Raw genomic sequence first — 12,074 nt, 5'->3', positions numbered from 1 at the left:
CAAGAACCCGAAAGGACGTCTCTTGCGGGCGATGCTGCGACACCAGGACGACGCTCCCGCCACAGTTGCGGAACCCGCACCGCTGATCGAGCTCAGGGGCGTCGACAAGACCTTCGGGCCGGTCAAGGCCCTGTCCGGCTTCTCGGCCCGGATCGGGCGGGGCGAGTTCGTCACCGTCGTCGGCCCGAGCGGCTGCGGCAAGAGCACCCTGTTCAACATCGTGGCCGGGCTGGAGGAGCCCGATCCGGGCGGGGCCCTGCGCTTCGAGGGCCAGAGCTGCCACGCCGCCGACCTGCTCGGCCGGGTCTCGTTCATGCCCCAGCGCGACCTGCTGCTGCCGTGGCGCAACGTGATCGACAACGCGATCCTGGCGCTCGAGATCGAGGGCCGACCGCGTAAGGAGGCGCGGGAGGAGGCGCTCCGGATGCTGCCCGAGTTCGGGCTCGCCGGCTTCGAGGCGCAGTACCCGCACCAGCTCTCCGGCGGCATGCGCCAGCGGGTGGCCTTGATGCGCACCTTCCTGTTCGAGCGCGACCTGATGCTGCTCGACGAGCCGTTCGGGGCGCTCGACGCGCTGACCCGCACGCTGATGCAGCGCTGGCTGCTCGACGTCTGGCAGCGCCACCGGCGCACGATCCTGTTCATCACCCACGACGTCGACGAGGCGATCTTCCTCGGCGACCGGGTGCTGGTGATGACCGCCCGGCCGGGCGCGGTGAAGCTGGAGCAGCGCATCGACCTGCCGCGGCCGCGCCGGCCCGACCTCGTCACCGCTCCCGAATTCATCCGGCTCAAGCGCACGCTCCTCGAGGCGATCGAGGAAGAGAGCCTGAAGTCGTTCCAGATCGCCGAGGAGAAGGCTTGATGAACGCCCCCGTGAGCGCTGCGAACCCCGCAAGCCGCTTCGACCCCGCCGAGTGGGAGGCCCGCGTGGCGCTCGCCGCCTGTTACCGCATGGTGGCGCAGCTCGGCATGGACGACCTGATCTACAACCACATCTCGGCCCGGATCCCCGGGCGCGACAACGAGTTCCTGATCAACCCCTACGGCCTGCTCTTCGACGAGATCACCGCGTCGAGCCTGGTGAAGATCGACGTCGAGGGCAAAATCCTCGACGACACGCCCCACACCGTGAACCTCGCCGCCTTCGTGATCCACGCGGCGATCCACAAGACGAGCCACGACGCGGCCTGCGTGCTGCACACCCACTCGGATGCCAGCGTCGCCGTCTCGGGCCAGGAGAAGGGGCTGCTGCCGCTGAGCCAGTTCGCGATGCGGTTCTACGACCGTCAGGCCTTCCACGATTACGAGGGCGTGGCGATCGACCTCGACGAGCAGGGCCGGCTCGTGCGCGATCTCGGGCCCCACAAGGTCATGCTGATGCGCAACCACGGCATCCTGACCGTCGGCCGCACGCCCGGCGAGGCGTTCATGCTGCTCTACTACTTCGAGCGCGCCGCGCGCATCCAGCTCGACATGCAGGCGGCGGCCGCCGCCGGCGCCGCCCTGGTGATCCCGGCCCACGAGGTCTGCGAGCGCGCCGCGCGCCAGTTCTGGGAGCTGCAGGGCGACATCCTGATCCCCGGCGAGCGCGAATGGCCGGCGCTGATGCGCCGGCTCGACCGCACCGACCCGTCCTACCGCCACTGATCGCGGAGATCCCCGATGCTCAAACGCCGTCACCTCCTCGCCGCCCTTGCCGCCGTGATGCTCGCCGGCCCCGCTGCCGCCGCCGAGCCGGTGAAAGCCTCGTTGCGCCTGAAATGGCTGCCGCAGGCGCAGTTCGCCGGCTTCTACGTCGCCGCCCAGAAGGGATACTACAAGGCGGAAGGCATCGACCTGACGATCAATCCGGGCGGGCCGAACCTGCTCGCCGAGAACCTCGTCGCCACCGGGGCCGACACGTTCGGCCTGTCGGGCGGCAGCGACAGCGTGCTCGCCGCCCGCGACAAGGGCCTGCCGGTGGTCTGCATCGGCGTCTCGCACCAGGTCACCCCGTTCGTCTTCGTCACCCGCAAGGACGGCGCGGTCAAGACGCTCCAGGACTTCAAGGGACGCACCGTCACCACCTGGTTCACCGGGGCCAACCACGTCCTCAACGCCATCCTGGCCAAGGAGGGCATCCAACCCGGCGAGGTGAAGATCCAGCCGCAGCAGGTCAGCGTCACGCCCTTCGTCGACGGCGCCGTCGATGTCGCGACGGCGACCTACTACAACGAACTCTACGCCATCCAGAGCCGGATGGGGAAAGAGACCTTGCGCACCTTCGTCGCGGAGGATTACGGCGTCACCTTCCCGCGCGACACCTTGATCGTGTCGGAGACGACGCTGAAGGACAAGCCCGAGCTGGTGAAGGGCTTCCTGCGCGCCTCGATCCGCGGCTGGCGCGACGCCTTCGCCGACCCGAAGGCGGCCGTCGACACCGTGATGGCGATCGCCCCGACCCTCGACCGGGCGCACCAGGAGTTCATGCTGGCGGAGGTGAAGCGCCTGATGACGGCCGGCGCCGCCAAGGAGAAGGGGCTGTTCGCGATCGATCCGGCGGCGATCGCCAAGGCGCACGACCTGCTGCTCCAGGCCAAGGTCATCGGAAAGCCCGTCGACCTGACGAGCGCTTTCGAGTCCCGGCCCCTCGACGCCCTGTCGAGCGCGGACCGCCAGCTGTGAGCGCGGCGCTCGCCGCATCCCCGCCGGCCGCGCCCCGCGCCGCCGGCCTCGCGCGCCGGATCGGCCTGCGGGTCGCCGCCCTCCTTGCCGTGGCGCTCGCCTGGGAGGGGCTGGTGATCCTGTTCGGGATCCGGCCGTTCTACCTGCCGCGGCTCTCGGCGGTCCTGGCGGCGATCCTGGCGACGCCGGGCGCCTATGCCGCCGGCTTCCTGCGCACGCTGACCGAGACCCTGATCGGCTTCGTGACCGGGGGCGCCTTCGGGGTGGCGGTCGCCGTCGCCTTCCTGCGCTGTCGAACCTTGCGCGAGATGGTCTTCCCGCTCTTCGTGGTGTCGCAGACCATCCCCGTCATCGCCTTCGGGGCGCTGGTGGTCCTGTGGTTCGGCAACACCCTGATGGCCAAGGCCGTCATCGCCTTCTACCTCACCTTCTTCCCGGTCACCGTGAACGCGCTCATCGGCCTCGAATCGGTCGATCCGCGCCAGATCGCCCTGATGCGCAGCTTCGGCGCCTCGCCGCGCCAGATCCTGACGCGCCTGCAACTGCCGAGCGCCCTGCCGCAGACCTTCGTGGCGTTGCGGCTCGCCGCCTCGCTCAGCCTCGTCGGCGCCATCGTCGGCGAGTGGTTCGGCGACACGACCGGCCTCGGCGTGCTGCTGCTGCAAGCGATGTACAACGAGAACGTGGTGGCGATCTGGGCCGCGCTCCTGGTCTCAGCGCTCCTCGGCACCGGCTTCTACGCGGCGGTGGCGTTCCTCGAGCGCCGCCTCGTCTTCTGGGGGGCCGAGCAGTGACGGCGCACAAGTCCCTCGCCGTGCAGCGCGGCATCCTCGGCGCGCTGCTGCTGATCGGGCTGTGGGAAGGGGTCGCCCGCGGCTTCGCCCTGCCGGCCTACGTGCTGCCGGCGATGAGCGACGTGCTCCTCGGCGTCTGGTCGAAGCGCGCGATGCTGGCTGAGGCCGCCGCCTACACCCTGACGGAGGCGCTGCTCGGCTACGGCCTCGGGGCGCTCGTCGGCATCGGCCTCGCGGTGGCGCTGACGCTGGTGCCGCGGGCCCGCGGTGTCGTCGTCACGGCGGTGACGGCGGTCAATTCCGTGCCGGTGGTGGCCTATTCGCCGCTGATCCTGCTCTGGTGCGGCATCGGCCTCGCCTCGAAGGTGGTGATGGTGGCGCTCGCCGTCAGCTTTACCCTGTTCCTCTCGACGCTCGCCGGCCTCGACCGGGTCGACCGCCGCAGCATCGACCTGATGCGTAGCTTCGGCGCCGGGCGCCTCGCCCTGCTGTGGCGCCTGCGCCTGCCGACGGCCCTGCCGCTGATCCTCGCGGGGCTTCGGGTCTCGACGGTGCGCAGCATCATCGTGGCCATCGTCACCGAGATGCTGGGCGCCTATGGCGGCCTCGGCTGGGTGATCTACCAGGCGGTGCTCCAGATCGACTTCGTCCAGGTGTGGTCGGCGATCGTCGTCGCCTCGGCGGCGAGCCTCCTGTTCTTCGGCCTCGTCGGCCTCGCCGAGCGCCGGCTGCTGTTCTGGAAAGCGTCATGACCCGGCAGATGCATCTCGGCCTGTTCCTCCTCGGCACCGGCAGCCACGTCGCCGGCTGGCGCATGCCCGGCGCGGTCGACAGCTTCCAGGATTTTGCGGCGATCGCCGAGATCGCCCGCACCGCCGAACGCGGCTGCTTCGACCTGATCTTCATCGGCGACAACCTCTATGCCGATCCGGCCGCGCACCCGTCCTACACCCTGCGCCTCGAACCCCTGACGCTGCTCGCCGCGCTCGCGCCGCTCACCCGCCATATCGGCCTCGGCGCCACGGTCTCGACCACCTACAGCGACCCCTTCACGGTCGCCCGCGCCTTCGCCTCCCTCGACCATATCAGCGGCGGCCGCGCCGCCTGGAACGCCGTCACCACGGCGAGCCCGGCGACCGCCGCCAATTTCGGCACGGTCCATCCGGACCATGCCAGGCGCTACGAGCGGGCGGGGGAGTTCCTCGACGTGGTGGCCGGCCTGTGGGACGGCTGGGCCGACGACGCGGTGGTGGCCGACCGGGAGAGCGGCCGCTACATCGATCCGGCCAAGCTCCGCGCCCTCGACCATGACGGTCCGTTCTTCACGGTCAAGGGCCCGCTCAACATCGGCCGCAGCCCTCAAGGCCGGCCGGTGGTGCTCCAGGCCGGCGGCTCGGAGGCCGGCCAGGACCTCGCCGCCCGGACCGCCGACGTGGTGTTCTCGGTGGTGCAGGACATCGACGAGGCCCGTGCCGCCTATGCGGGCCTGAAGCGCCGGCTGACTGCCCTTGGCCGGCGCCCGGAGGAGGTGAGCGTCCTGCCCGGCGTGATGCCGGTGGTCGGCCGCACCGAGCGCGAGGCCTTCGACAAGCTGGCGATGCTCCAGGGTTTCGTCGGCGATCACAACGCCCTGGCGCTGCTCTCCGACCGGCTCGGCCAGGACATGTCGGCGTACGACCTCGACGGGCCGGTGCCGGACATCGCCCTGCCGGACAGCTACCACAGCTTCGCCCGGGTGATGCTGTCGAAGGCCCGCCGCGACGCCATGAGCTTACGCGACCTCTACAACCTCACCGCCGCGGCCCGCGGCCACTGGGTGCTGTGCGGATCGGCCGAGGCGGTCGCCGACACGCTCCAGCACTGGTTCGAGACCGGCGCCGCCGACGGCTTCAACGTGATGCCGCCCTATTTCCACGACGGCTTCACCGATTTCGTCGACCTCGTCGTGCCGCTGCTCCAGGAGCGCGGGCTGTTCCGCCGCGACTACCACGGCACGACGCTGCGCGACCGCCTCGGCCTCGCCCGGCCGGCGCGCTGACGACGGCCCCGCCGGACCGGATCGCGCCGCGGCGAGGGGCAGGGCGAGGGGGCCAGGGCGAGGGGCCGGACGGCTCAGCCCTGGCCCGCGCAGGCGAGGCTGACGAACTCGCGGAAGGTCCTGGCGGCGGGGGTGAGCGCGGTATCGGCCCGCCAGGCGAGGCCGACATCCATGGTCGGGATCTCGCCCTCGATCTTGCGCCGCTCCAGGCGCTGGCCCTCCAGGGACCAGGGCCGGTAGACGAGGTCGGAGAGGATGGTGACCCCCATCCCGGCCGCCACCATGCTGCGGACCGATTCGACGGACGAGGTCTTGAAGACGACCTGCGGACGGAACGGGGTCAGGGCCCAGTAGCGGCCCGAGGTGTGGCCGGCCTCGTCGACCGTCAGCATGACGTAGGGGTGGCGGGCGACGTCGCTCAGGCCCACCCGGCCCTCGCGCAGGAGCGGGTGCTCGGCGGGCAGCCAGAGCCGGCGCTGCGAGCGGATCAGGGTCTCGGAGGCGAGCGCGTCGCGCGCCTGGAGATTCGAGACCAGCATGACCGCGATGTCGAGGGCGCCGTCGAGGAGCGCCCGCTCGATCACGTCCCGCGGCGCCTCGAACAGGGTCAGCGTCACGCCCGGGAAGCTCGAGGCGAAGCGGGCGTGGTGGCGCGGCAGGAAGTAGCCCGCCACCGTGTAGGTCACCCCGACCCGGACCGTCCCGGTGACGGCGGCGCCCGCCGCCCGCGGCTCGCGCACCGCCTCGGCCACCGCCGCCATGATGTTGCGGCCGTGGAGCAGGAAGCGGTTGCCCTCCCGCGTCAGGGCGACGCCGGCCGCGTGGCGCTCGAACAGGCGCACCCCGAGGATCGCCTCGAGCTGCTGCACCGCCGCCGTCACGGCGGATTGCGACACGTTCAGCTCCACCGCCGCCTGCGAGATGCGGCCGGAATCCGCCGCCGCGATGAAGTAGCGGATCTGCTTGAGCGAGATCGACATGCCCGGTCCCCGACACGGCGGAGGGTATCGGATTTTTCGAAACCCGGCACGCAGATTTCCGATTTTACAATGGGCTGCACGCTTGCAACTCTCCGGCCCGCGATCCAGCCGGAGGCACCCCGATGGTCTCGATCAACTGCGACATGGGCGAGGGTTTCGGCATCTGGCGCCTCGGCGACGACGCCGCCCTGATGCCCCACATCCACATCGCCAACGTCGCCTGCGGCTTCCACGGCTCCGATTTCAACCACATGCGGGCGACCGTGCGGCTGGCCAAGGCCCACGGCGTCGCGGTCGGCGCGCACCCGTCCCTGCCCGACCTCCAGGGCTTCGGCCGGCGCGAGATGAAGATCGGCCGCGAGGAGCTGACGAATTGCCTGATCTACCAGATCGGCGCGCTGACGGGCTTCCTCGGCGCGGAGGGGATGTCCCTCAACCACATCAAGCCGCACGGCTCGCTCTACGGCATGGCGGCGCGCGACCCCGAGATCGCCGCGGCGATCTGCGACGCCGCCGACATCTTCCGGGTGCCGATCCTCGGGATGCGCGGCACGCTGCACGAGAGCGTCTATCCGGCGCGCGGCCACACCATGGTGGCGGAGTTCTACGCCGACCTCGACTATGCCGATGACGGCAGCCTGATCATCACCCGCGAGCACCCGCCGGTCGAGGCCGAGGCCGGCACCGCCCGCTGCTTGCGCGCGCTGCGCGAGGGGGTGGTGGCGACGGTCGGCGGGCACGACGTGCCGGTCGGCCGCGAGAGCATCTGCATCCATTCCGACACGCCGGGGGCGGCCGACCTCGCCCGCACCCTGCGCCAGGCCCTCCGCCGTGAGGGGCTGGACCACGCCGCCTGATCCCTGATCGACGGGAGGACCATCCATGGCGCTCAAGACCATCCAGGCCCCGATCCCCGGCACCTTCTACCGGGCGGCCAATCCGGGCGACCCGCCGTTCAAGGCCGAGAACGATCCGGTCGCGGTCGGCGACACGATTGGGCTGATCGAGGTGATGAAGACCTTCACCCCGGTCCTCGCCGAGGAGGCCGGCACGGTGCGGGCCTTCCACATCGAGAACGAGGACGCGGTGATGGCCGGCCAGCCGCTCTACGACCTCGAGGCCTGAACCGCATGACGATCAGCCGAATCTTCGTCGCCAACCGGGGCGAAATCGCCCTGCGCGTCGTCCGTGCCGCCCGCGAACTCGGGATTTCCACCGTCCAGGCGGTGAGCGCCGCCGACCGGACGATGCTGCCCGCCCGCCTCGCCGACGCCGTCGCGGAGATCGGCCCGGCCCATGCCGGCAAGTCCTACCTCGACAAGGGGGCGGTCCTGCGTGCGGCGATCGAGAGCGGCTGCGACGCGGTCCATCCGGGCTACGGCTTCCTGTCGGAGAATGCCGACTTCGCCGGAATGGTCGAGGAGGCGGGCCTGACCTTCATCGGGCCTCGTCCCGAGACGATCCGGCGGATGGGCGACAAGGCGACCGCCCGGTCCATCGCCGCAGAGGCCGGCGTGCCGACCGTGCCGGGCAGCGAGGGCCGGATCGAGGGCCTCGACGCGGCCCGTGCGGCGGCGGCGGCGATCGGGTTTCCCGTCATGATCAAGGCGGCGGCCGGCGGCGGCGGGCGCGGCATCCGGGTGGCGCGGGACCCCGACGAGCTCGCGGCCCTGATCCCGCAGGCGACCGCCGAGGCCAAGGCCGCCTTCGGCGATGGCGGCCTCTACCTCGAACGCTTCGTCGGACGGGCCCGCCACGTCGAGGTGCAGGTGCTCGGCGACGGGCGCGACGCGATCCACCTCTTCGAGCGCGAATGCTCGCTCCAGCGCCGGCGCCAGAAGGTGTGGGAGGAGGCGCCCGCCGCCTGCCTGCCGCCGGAGGCGCGCGAGGCCTTGTGCACCTCGGCGGTCCGGCTGGCGAAGGCGGTCGGCTATCGCGGCGCCGGCACCCTCGAATACCTGTACGACGCCGGGACCGGTGCGTTCTTCTTCATCGAGATGAACACCCGCATCCAAGTGGAGCATCCCGTCACCGAGATGATCACCGGGATCGACCTCGTGCGCGAGATGATCCGGATCGCCGGGGGCGAGCCCTTGCGCCTGTCGCAATCCGACGTGCGACCGCGGGGCCACGCGATCGAGGTGAGGATCAACGCCGAGGATCCGGCCGAAGGTTTCCGGCCGGCGCCCGGCACCGTCACGGGACTGAGCCTGCCCGGCGGGCCGGGCGTGCGCGTCGATACGATGCTCTATCCCGGCTACGCGGTGCCGCCCTTCTACGATTCGCTGCTGGCCAAGCTCATCGTCCACGACGAGACCCGCGAGGCCGCGCTCGCCCGCCTCGGCCGGGCGCTCGGCGAACTCGCCGTCGAGGGTCTGCCGACCACCGCGGCTTTGCACCGGGCGCTGGTCGCCGATCCGGCCGTGCGGGCGGGCGACGTCCACACCCGCTGGCTCGAAGCCTGGCTCGACGCCCATCCGCTCACCCCCTGAGGAGCCTTCGCGATCATGCGCTACACGTTCGGTGGCGACGAGCACGTCTTCGTCGAGGTCGACGAGGCGATGTCCCTCGAAGCCTTCTTCCGCAGCCTCTCGATCACCAACGCGGTGCGCGACAGCCGCATCCGCGGCATCACCGAGATCTGCCCGGCCAACGCCTCGTTCCAGATCAAGTTCGACCCCGACCTCATCGCCCCCGACGACCTGCTCAAGGAACTTCGGAGCCTGGAGGGCGCGGGAGCCGGCGGGGCCGAGCTGAAGACCCGGATCCTCGAGATGCCGGTCTTCTACGACGATCCCTGGACCCGCGAGACGCTGATGCGCTTCCGCGAGCGCCACCAGGATCCGCAGGCTACCGACCTCGAATACACCGCGCGGATCAACGGCTACCCGGACGTGCCGTCCTTGATCGCCGCGCATGCCGGCTCGCCGTGGTTCGTCTCGATGGTCGGGTTCGTGGCGGGCCTGCCGTTCCTGTACCAGATGGTCGAGCGCGACAAGCAGATCCAGGCCCCGAAGTATCTCCGCCCGCGCACCGACACGCCGAAGCTCACGATCGGTCATGGCGGCTGCTTCGGGGCGATCTACTCGGTGCGAGGGGCCGGCGGCTACCAGATGTTCGGCATCACCCCGATGCCGATCTACGATCCGGCGCAAGAGATCAGCTACTTGCGCGACTTCATGGTCCTGTTCCGGCCGGGCGACATCGTGAAGTTCCGACCGGTCGGGCGCGACGCGTACGACGCGGCGGTGGAGGAGGTCGAGGCCGGGCGGTTCAGTCCGCTGATCCGCGAGGTCGATTTCTCGCTCGCCGCGTTCCAGGCCGATCCCGCCGGCACCAACGCCGCGCTGCTGGAGGTGCTCCATGGCTGAGGCCGCATCGATGATCGAGATCGTCAAGCCGGGCCTGTCGACCACGGTGCAGGACCTCGGCCGGCCCGGCTACTACCATCTCGGCATCCCGCTCTCCGGGGCGATGGACCGGGAGGCGCTTATCGCCGCCAACCTCCTCGTCGGCAACGACGAGGGCGCGGCCGGGCTCGAGGCGGTGTTCCTCGGGCCGGAGATCCGCTTCACCGGCGACGCCACCGTGGCGGTGACCGGGGCCGAGATGCCGCTCAAGCTCGACGGGGTCGAGCAGGCGGGCTGGACCGCCTTGCCCGTCCGGGCCGGGCAGGTCCTGTCCTTCGGCTTTCTCAAGGCCGGGGCGCGGGCCTATATCGCGGTGTCGGGCGGCATCGACGTGCCGGTGGTGCTCGGCTCGCGGGCGACCTACGCGCTCGGGGCGCTGGGCGGCCACGGGGGGCGGGCGCTGAAGGCCGGCGACCGGCTCGGAATCGGGCCCGGACGCCCGGTGGACGAGGGACGCAGCCTCCCGGCGGCCTTGCGGCGCGTCCCTGAGCCGGTGCTGCGGATGCTGCCCGGCCTCTACGACCACCGGGTCACCGCGGAGGCGACCGAGCGGTTCTTCGCCGATACCTGGAAGGTCGCGCCCGAGGCCGACCGGATCGGCTACCGCTTCCGCGGCGGGCACGCCCTCGATTTCGTCCCGCGCGAGCCGCCTTTCGGCGCCGGCTCCGATCCGTCGAACATCGTCGACAGCTGCTACCCCTACGGTTCGATCCAGGTGCCGGGCGGTACCGAGCCGATCGTGCTGCACCGCGACGCGGTGTCGGGCGGCGGCTACTTCATGATCGGCACGGTGATTGCAGCGGACATGGACCTGATCGGGCAGTTGCAGCCTCACCAGCCCGTGCGTTTCGCCCGGACCGACATGGCGGGGGCGCTCGCGGCGCGGGCGGAGACGGCCGGGCGGCTCGCCCGGATCCGGGACGCCCTGGCGTGAGCGGGGCGACCGAGGGTCATGAAGCAACCCGGAGACCTCGTCTCCGGACCATCGCCGCTGCGCGTGTTGGCGTGAAGATGAGTGCGCTGAGAAGCAAGTCTTCGCGCACTCGCGTGCAAGAGCGGGGCACCGGAACGCCGTCTACTGCGCTGGCCTGAGCCGGCAAGCCGGAGCGGGCCTCGACATCCGGGCGGGACAGGGCAGGAGGATCGGGTGATGCGAACCGCGTTCTCGACCGCGCACGCCGAGCCGGCGGAGCGCAAGCGCGCCTGGAGCGAGGCGGTCAGCCGGACCTACTTCCCGCTCGAACTCGGCTTTCGCCCCGGCCCGGCCTTCTCCGGCGCCCTCGAGGTCTGGAGCCTCGGCGACGTCTCGATCTCCCGCAATGTCTCGGACGGGGTCGTCTACCGCCGCCACGCCCGCCACCTGCTCCAGGCCCACGACGAGAGCTTCCTCATCACCGTTCCGGACCGTGCCGAGGTGAGCTTCCGCCAGGACGGCAGGGACGTGCGTTGCCGGCCCGGCGCCTTCCTGATCGAGCGGAGCCACCTGCCCTACGAGTTCGCCTATTCGGAGCCGAACGCCCTCTGGGTGCTCAAGGTGCCGAGCCCCGTCCTGCGCGCCCGGATCGGGGCGCCCGAGCGGCTCGCGACCCTGAGCTTCGACGCCGCGCAGGGCGTCGGCGCCCTCTTCGTCGACATGCTGCGCCTCACCGCGCCGCGGGTCGACGAGCTGGACGAGGCGGCCCGCGCCATGGCCGGGCGCCACCTCGTCGATCTGCTGGCGCTGGCGGTCGAGGCCGACCCGCGCACGCTCGGCAGCCAGGCCTCCTCGGTCCAGGGCGCCCACCTGCACCGGGTCGAGCGCTACATCCGCGCCAACCTCGCCCGCGCCGATCTCGGGCCGCAAGGCATCGCCGAGGCCTGCGGCCTGTCGGTGCGCTACCTGCACCAGCTCTTCGAGACGCAAGGGACCAGCGTCTGCGGCTTCATCCGCCGACAGCGGCTGGCGATGTGCGACGAGGCCCTGCGCGACCCGGCCTGCCGCCGGTCGCTCTCCGAGATCGCCTATCGCTGGGGTTTCGGCGACCAGGCCCAATTCAGCCGCCAGTACCGGGCCGAGTTCGGCTGCACCCCGCGGGAGGCGCGGGCGGCGGCGCGGGGCTGAGGGTCTCCGGACGCGGCCACGTCCGGATGCTCTGCCGAGTGAAGACCGAGCCGACTGGCCGAGCCTCGACCGGGTCATCCCGGG

Annotated in this window: 13 protein-coding genes; 12 read left to right on the top strand and 1 reads right to left on the bottom strand. The window is 71.2% G+C overall.

Going from position 1 to position 12,074, the window contains the following annotated elements; all coding sequences use genetic code 11:
- The first annotated feature begins 31 nt into the window (after nucleotides 1–31).
- Genes FF100_RS23900 through FF100_RS23875 form a run of 6 tightly spaced genes read left to right on the top strand, consistent with a single transcriptional unit; the run spans nucleotide 32 to nucleotide 5,499 of the window.
- Nucleotides 32–865, top strand: coding sequence for an ABC transporter ATP-binding protein (locus FF100_RS23900; protein ID WP_139038267.1), 834 nt, complete (start codon nucleotides 32–34; stop codon nucleotides 863–865).
- A complete protein-coding gene (locus tag FF100_RS23895) occupies nucleotides 865–1,650 on the top strand; it encodes a class II aldolase/adducin family protein (RefSeq protein WP_139038266.1) in 786 nt (261 codons plus the stop codon). Before FF100_RS23900 ends, FF100_RS23895 begins: the two co-directional genes overlap by 1 nt.
- A gap of 15 nt (nucleotides 1,651–1,665) precedes the next feature.
- Entirely contained in the window at nucleotides 1,666–2,667 is a 1,002-nt protein-coding gene (locus tag FF100_RS23890; RefSeq protein WP_139038265.1) for an ABC transporter substrate-binding protein, read from the top strand.
- The gene (locus tag FF100_RS23885) at nucleotides 2,664–3,461 is read left to right on the top strand and encodes an ABC transporter permease (RefSeq protein ID WP_139038264.1); all 798 of its coding nucleotides are present in this window, start codon (nucleotides 2,664–2,666) and stop codon (nucleotides 3,459–3,461) included. Before FF100_RS23890 ends, FF100_RS23885 begins: the two co-directional genes overlap by 4 nt.
- Nucleotides 3,458–4,213, top strand: coding sequence for an ABC transporter permease (locus FF100_RS23880; protein WP_246102288.1), 756 nt, complete (start codon nucleotides 3,458–3,460; stop codon nucleotides 4,211–4,213). Before FF100_RS23885 ends, FF100_RS23880 begins: the two co-directional genes overlap by 4 nt.
- On the top strand, nucleotides 4,210–5,499 hold the full coding sequence (locus tag FF100_RS23875) for an LLM class flavin-dependent oxidoreductase (RefSeq protein ID WP_139038263.1): 1,290 nt from the start codon (nucleotides 4,210–4,212) through the stop codon (nucleotides 5,497–5,499). The genes FF100_RS23880 and FF100_RS23875 overlap by 4 nt, the downstream gene beginning before the upstream one ends.
- Nucleotides 5,500–5,573: 74 nt before the next feature.
- Here FF100_RS23875 and FF100_RS23870 read toward each other — a convergent pair whose 3' ends face one another.
- On the bottom strand, nucleotides 5,574–6,479 hold the full coding sequence (locus tag FF100_RS23870; protein WP_139038262.1) for a LysR family transcriptional regulator: 906 nt from the start codon (nucleotides 6,477–6,479) through the stop codon (nucleotides 5,574–5,576).
- A gap of 122 nt (nucleotides 6,480–6,601) precedes the next feature.
- Here FF100_RS23870 and pxpA point away from each other — a divergent pair, with 122 nt between their 5' ends.
- The 6 genes from pxpA to FF100_RS23840 all read left to right on the top strand — a co-directional run bounded on the left by pxpA (nucleotide 6,602) and on the right by FF100_RS23840 (nucleotide 11,990).
- A complete protein-coding gene (gene pxpA / locus FF100_RS23865) occupies nucleotides 6,602–7,336 on the top strand; it encodes a 5-oxoprolinase subunit PxpA (RefSeq protein WP_139038261.1) in 735 nt (244 codons plus the stop codon).
- Between the two features lie 25 nt (nucleotides 7,337–7,361).
- A complete protein-coding gene (locus FF100_RS23860; protein ID WP_139038260.1) occupies nucleotides 7,362–7,604 on the top strand; it encodes an acetyl-CoA carboxylase in 243 nt (80 codons plus the stop codon).
- A gap of 5 nt (nucleotides 7,605–7,609) precedes the next feature.
- On the top strand, nucleotides 7,610–8,971 hold the full coding sequence (locus FF100_RS23855) for an acetyl-CoA carboxylase biotin carboxylase subunit (RefSeq protein WP_139038259.1): 1,362 nt from the start codon (nucleotides 7,610–7,612) through the stop codon (nucleotides 8,969–8,971).
- Between the two features lie 15 nt (nucleotides 8,972–8,986).
- Nucleotides 8,987–9,850: a 5-oxoprolinase subunit B family protein gene (locus tag FF100_RS23850; RefSeq protein ID WP_139038258.1), complete on the top strand. Its 864-nt coding sequence runs from the start codon at nucleotides 8,987–8,989 to the stop codon at nucleotides 9,848–9,850.
- Nucleotides 9,843–10,823 (top strand): 5-oxoprolinase subunit C family protein, encoded by a 981-nt coding sequence (locus FF100_RS23845; protein WP_139038257.1) that lies wholly within the window; start codon nucleotides 9,843–9,845, stop codon nucleotides 10,821–10,823. Before FF100_RS23850 ends, FF100_RS23845 begins: the two co-directional genes overlap by 8 nt.
- 216 nt (nucleotides 10,824–11,039) lie before the next feature.
- Nucleotides 11,040–11,990, top strand: a complete 951-nt coding sequence (locus FF100_RS23840) for an AraC-like ligand-binding domain-containing protein (RefSeq protein WP_139038256.1) — start codon at nucleotides 11,040–11,042, stop codon at nucleotides 11,988–11,990.
- Nucleotides 11,991–12,074 lie beyond the last annotated feature (84 nt).

Source organism: Methylobacterium terricola (assembly GCF_006151805.1).
GTDB classification, from domain to species: domain Bacteria; phylum Pseudomonadota; class Alphaproteobacteria; order Rhizobiales; family Beijerinckiaceae; genus Methylobacterium; species Methylobacterium terricola.
The sequence above is the reverse complement of the archived record's forward strand: the minus strand, read 5'-3'. Positions and strand labels throughout refer to the sequence as shown.

What these genes read in the sequence shown, in the direction of transcription:
- FF100_RS23900 (WP_139038267.1), top strand. Translation starts at nt 32, where the DNA reads ATGCTGCGACACCAGGACGACGCTCCCGCCACAGTTGCGGAACCCGCA.
- FF100_RS23895 (WP_139038266.1), top strand. Translation starts at nt 865, where the DNA reads ATGAACGCCCCCGTGAGCGCTGCGAACCCCGCAAGCCGCTTCGACCCC.
- FF100_RS23890 (WP_139038265.1), top strand. Translation starts at nt 1,666, where the DNA reads ATGCTCAAACGCCGTCACCTCCTCGCCGCCCTTGCCGCCGTGATGCTC.
- FF100_RS23875 (WP_139038263.1), top strand. Translation starts at nt 4,210, where the DNA reads ATGACCCGGCAGATGCATCTCGGCCTGTTCCTCCTCGGCACCGGCAGC.
- FF100_RS23870 (WP_139038262.1), bottom strand. Translation starts at nt 6,479, where the DNA reads ATGTCGATCTCGCTCAAGCAGATCCGCTACTTCATCGCGGCGGCGGAT.
- pxpA (WP_139038261.1), top strand. Translation starts at nt 6,602, where the DNA reads ATGGTCTCGATCAACTGCGACATGGGCGAGGGTTTCGGCATCTGGCGC.
- FF100_RS23860 (WP_139038260.1), top strand. Translation starts at nt 7,362, where the DNA reads ATGGCGCTCAAGACCATCCAGGCCCCGATCCCCGGCACCTTCTACCGG.
- FF100_RS23855 (WP_139038259.1), top strand. Translation starts at nt 7,610, where the DNA reads ATGACGATCAGCCGAATCTTCGTCGCCAACCGGGGCGAAATCGCCCTG.
- FF100_RS23850 (WP_139038258.1), top strand. Translation starts at nt 8,987, where the DNA reads ATGCGCTACACGTTCGGTGGCGACGAGCACGTCTTCGTCGAGGTCGAC.
- FF100_RS23845 (WP_139038257.1), top strand. Translation starts at nt 9,843, where the DNA reads ATGGCTGAGGCCGCATCGATGATCGAGATCGTCAAGCCGGGCCTGTCG.
- FF100_RS23840 (WP_139038256.1), top strand. Translation starts at nt 11,040, where the DNA reads ATGCGAACCGCGTTCTCGACCGCGCACGCCGAGCCGGCGGAGCGCAAG.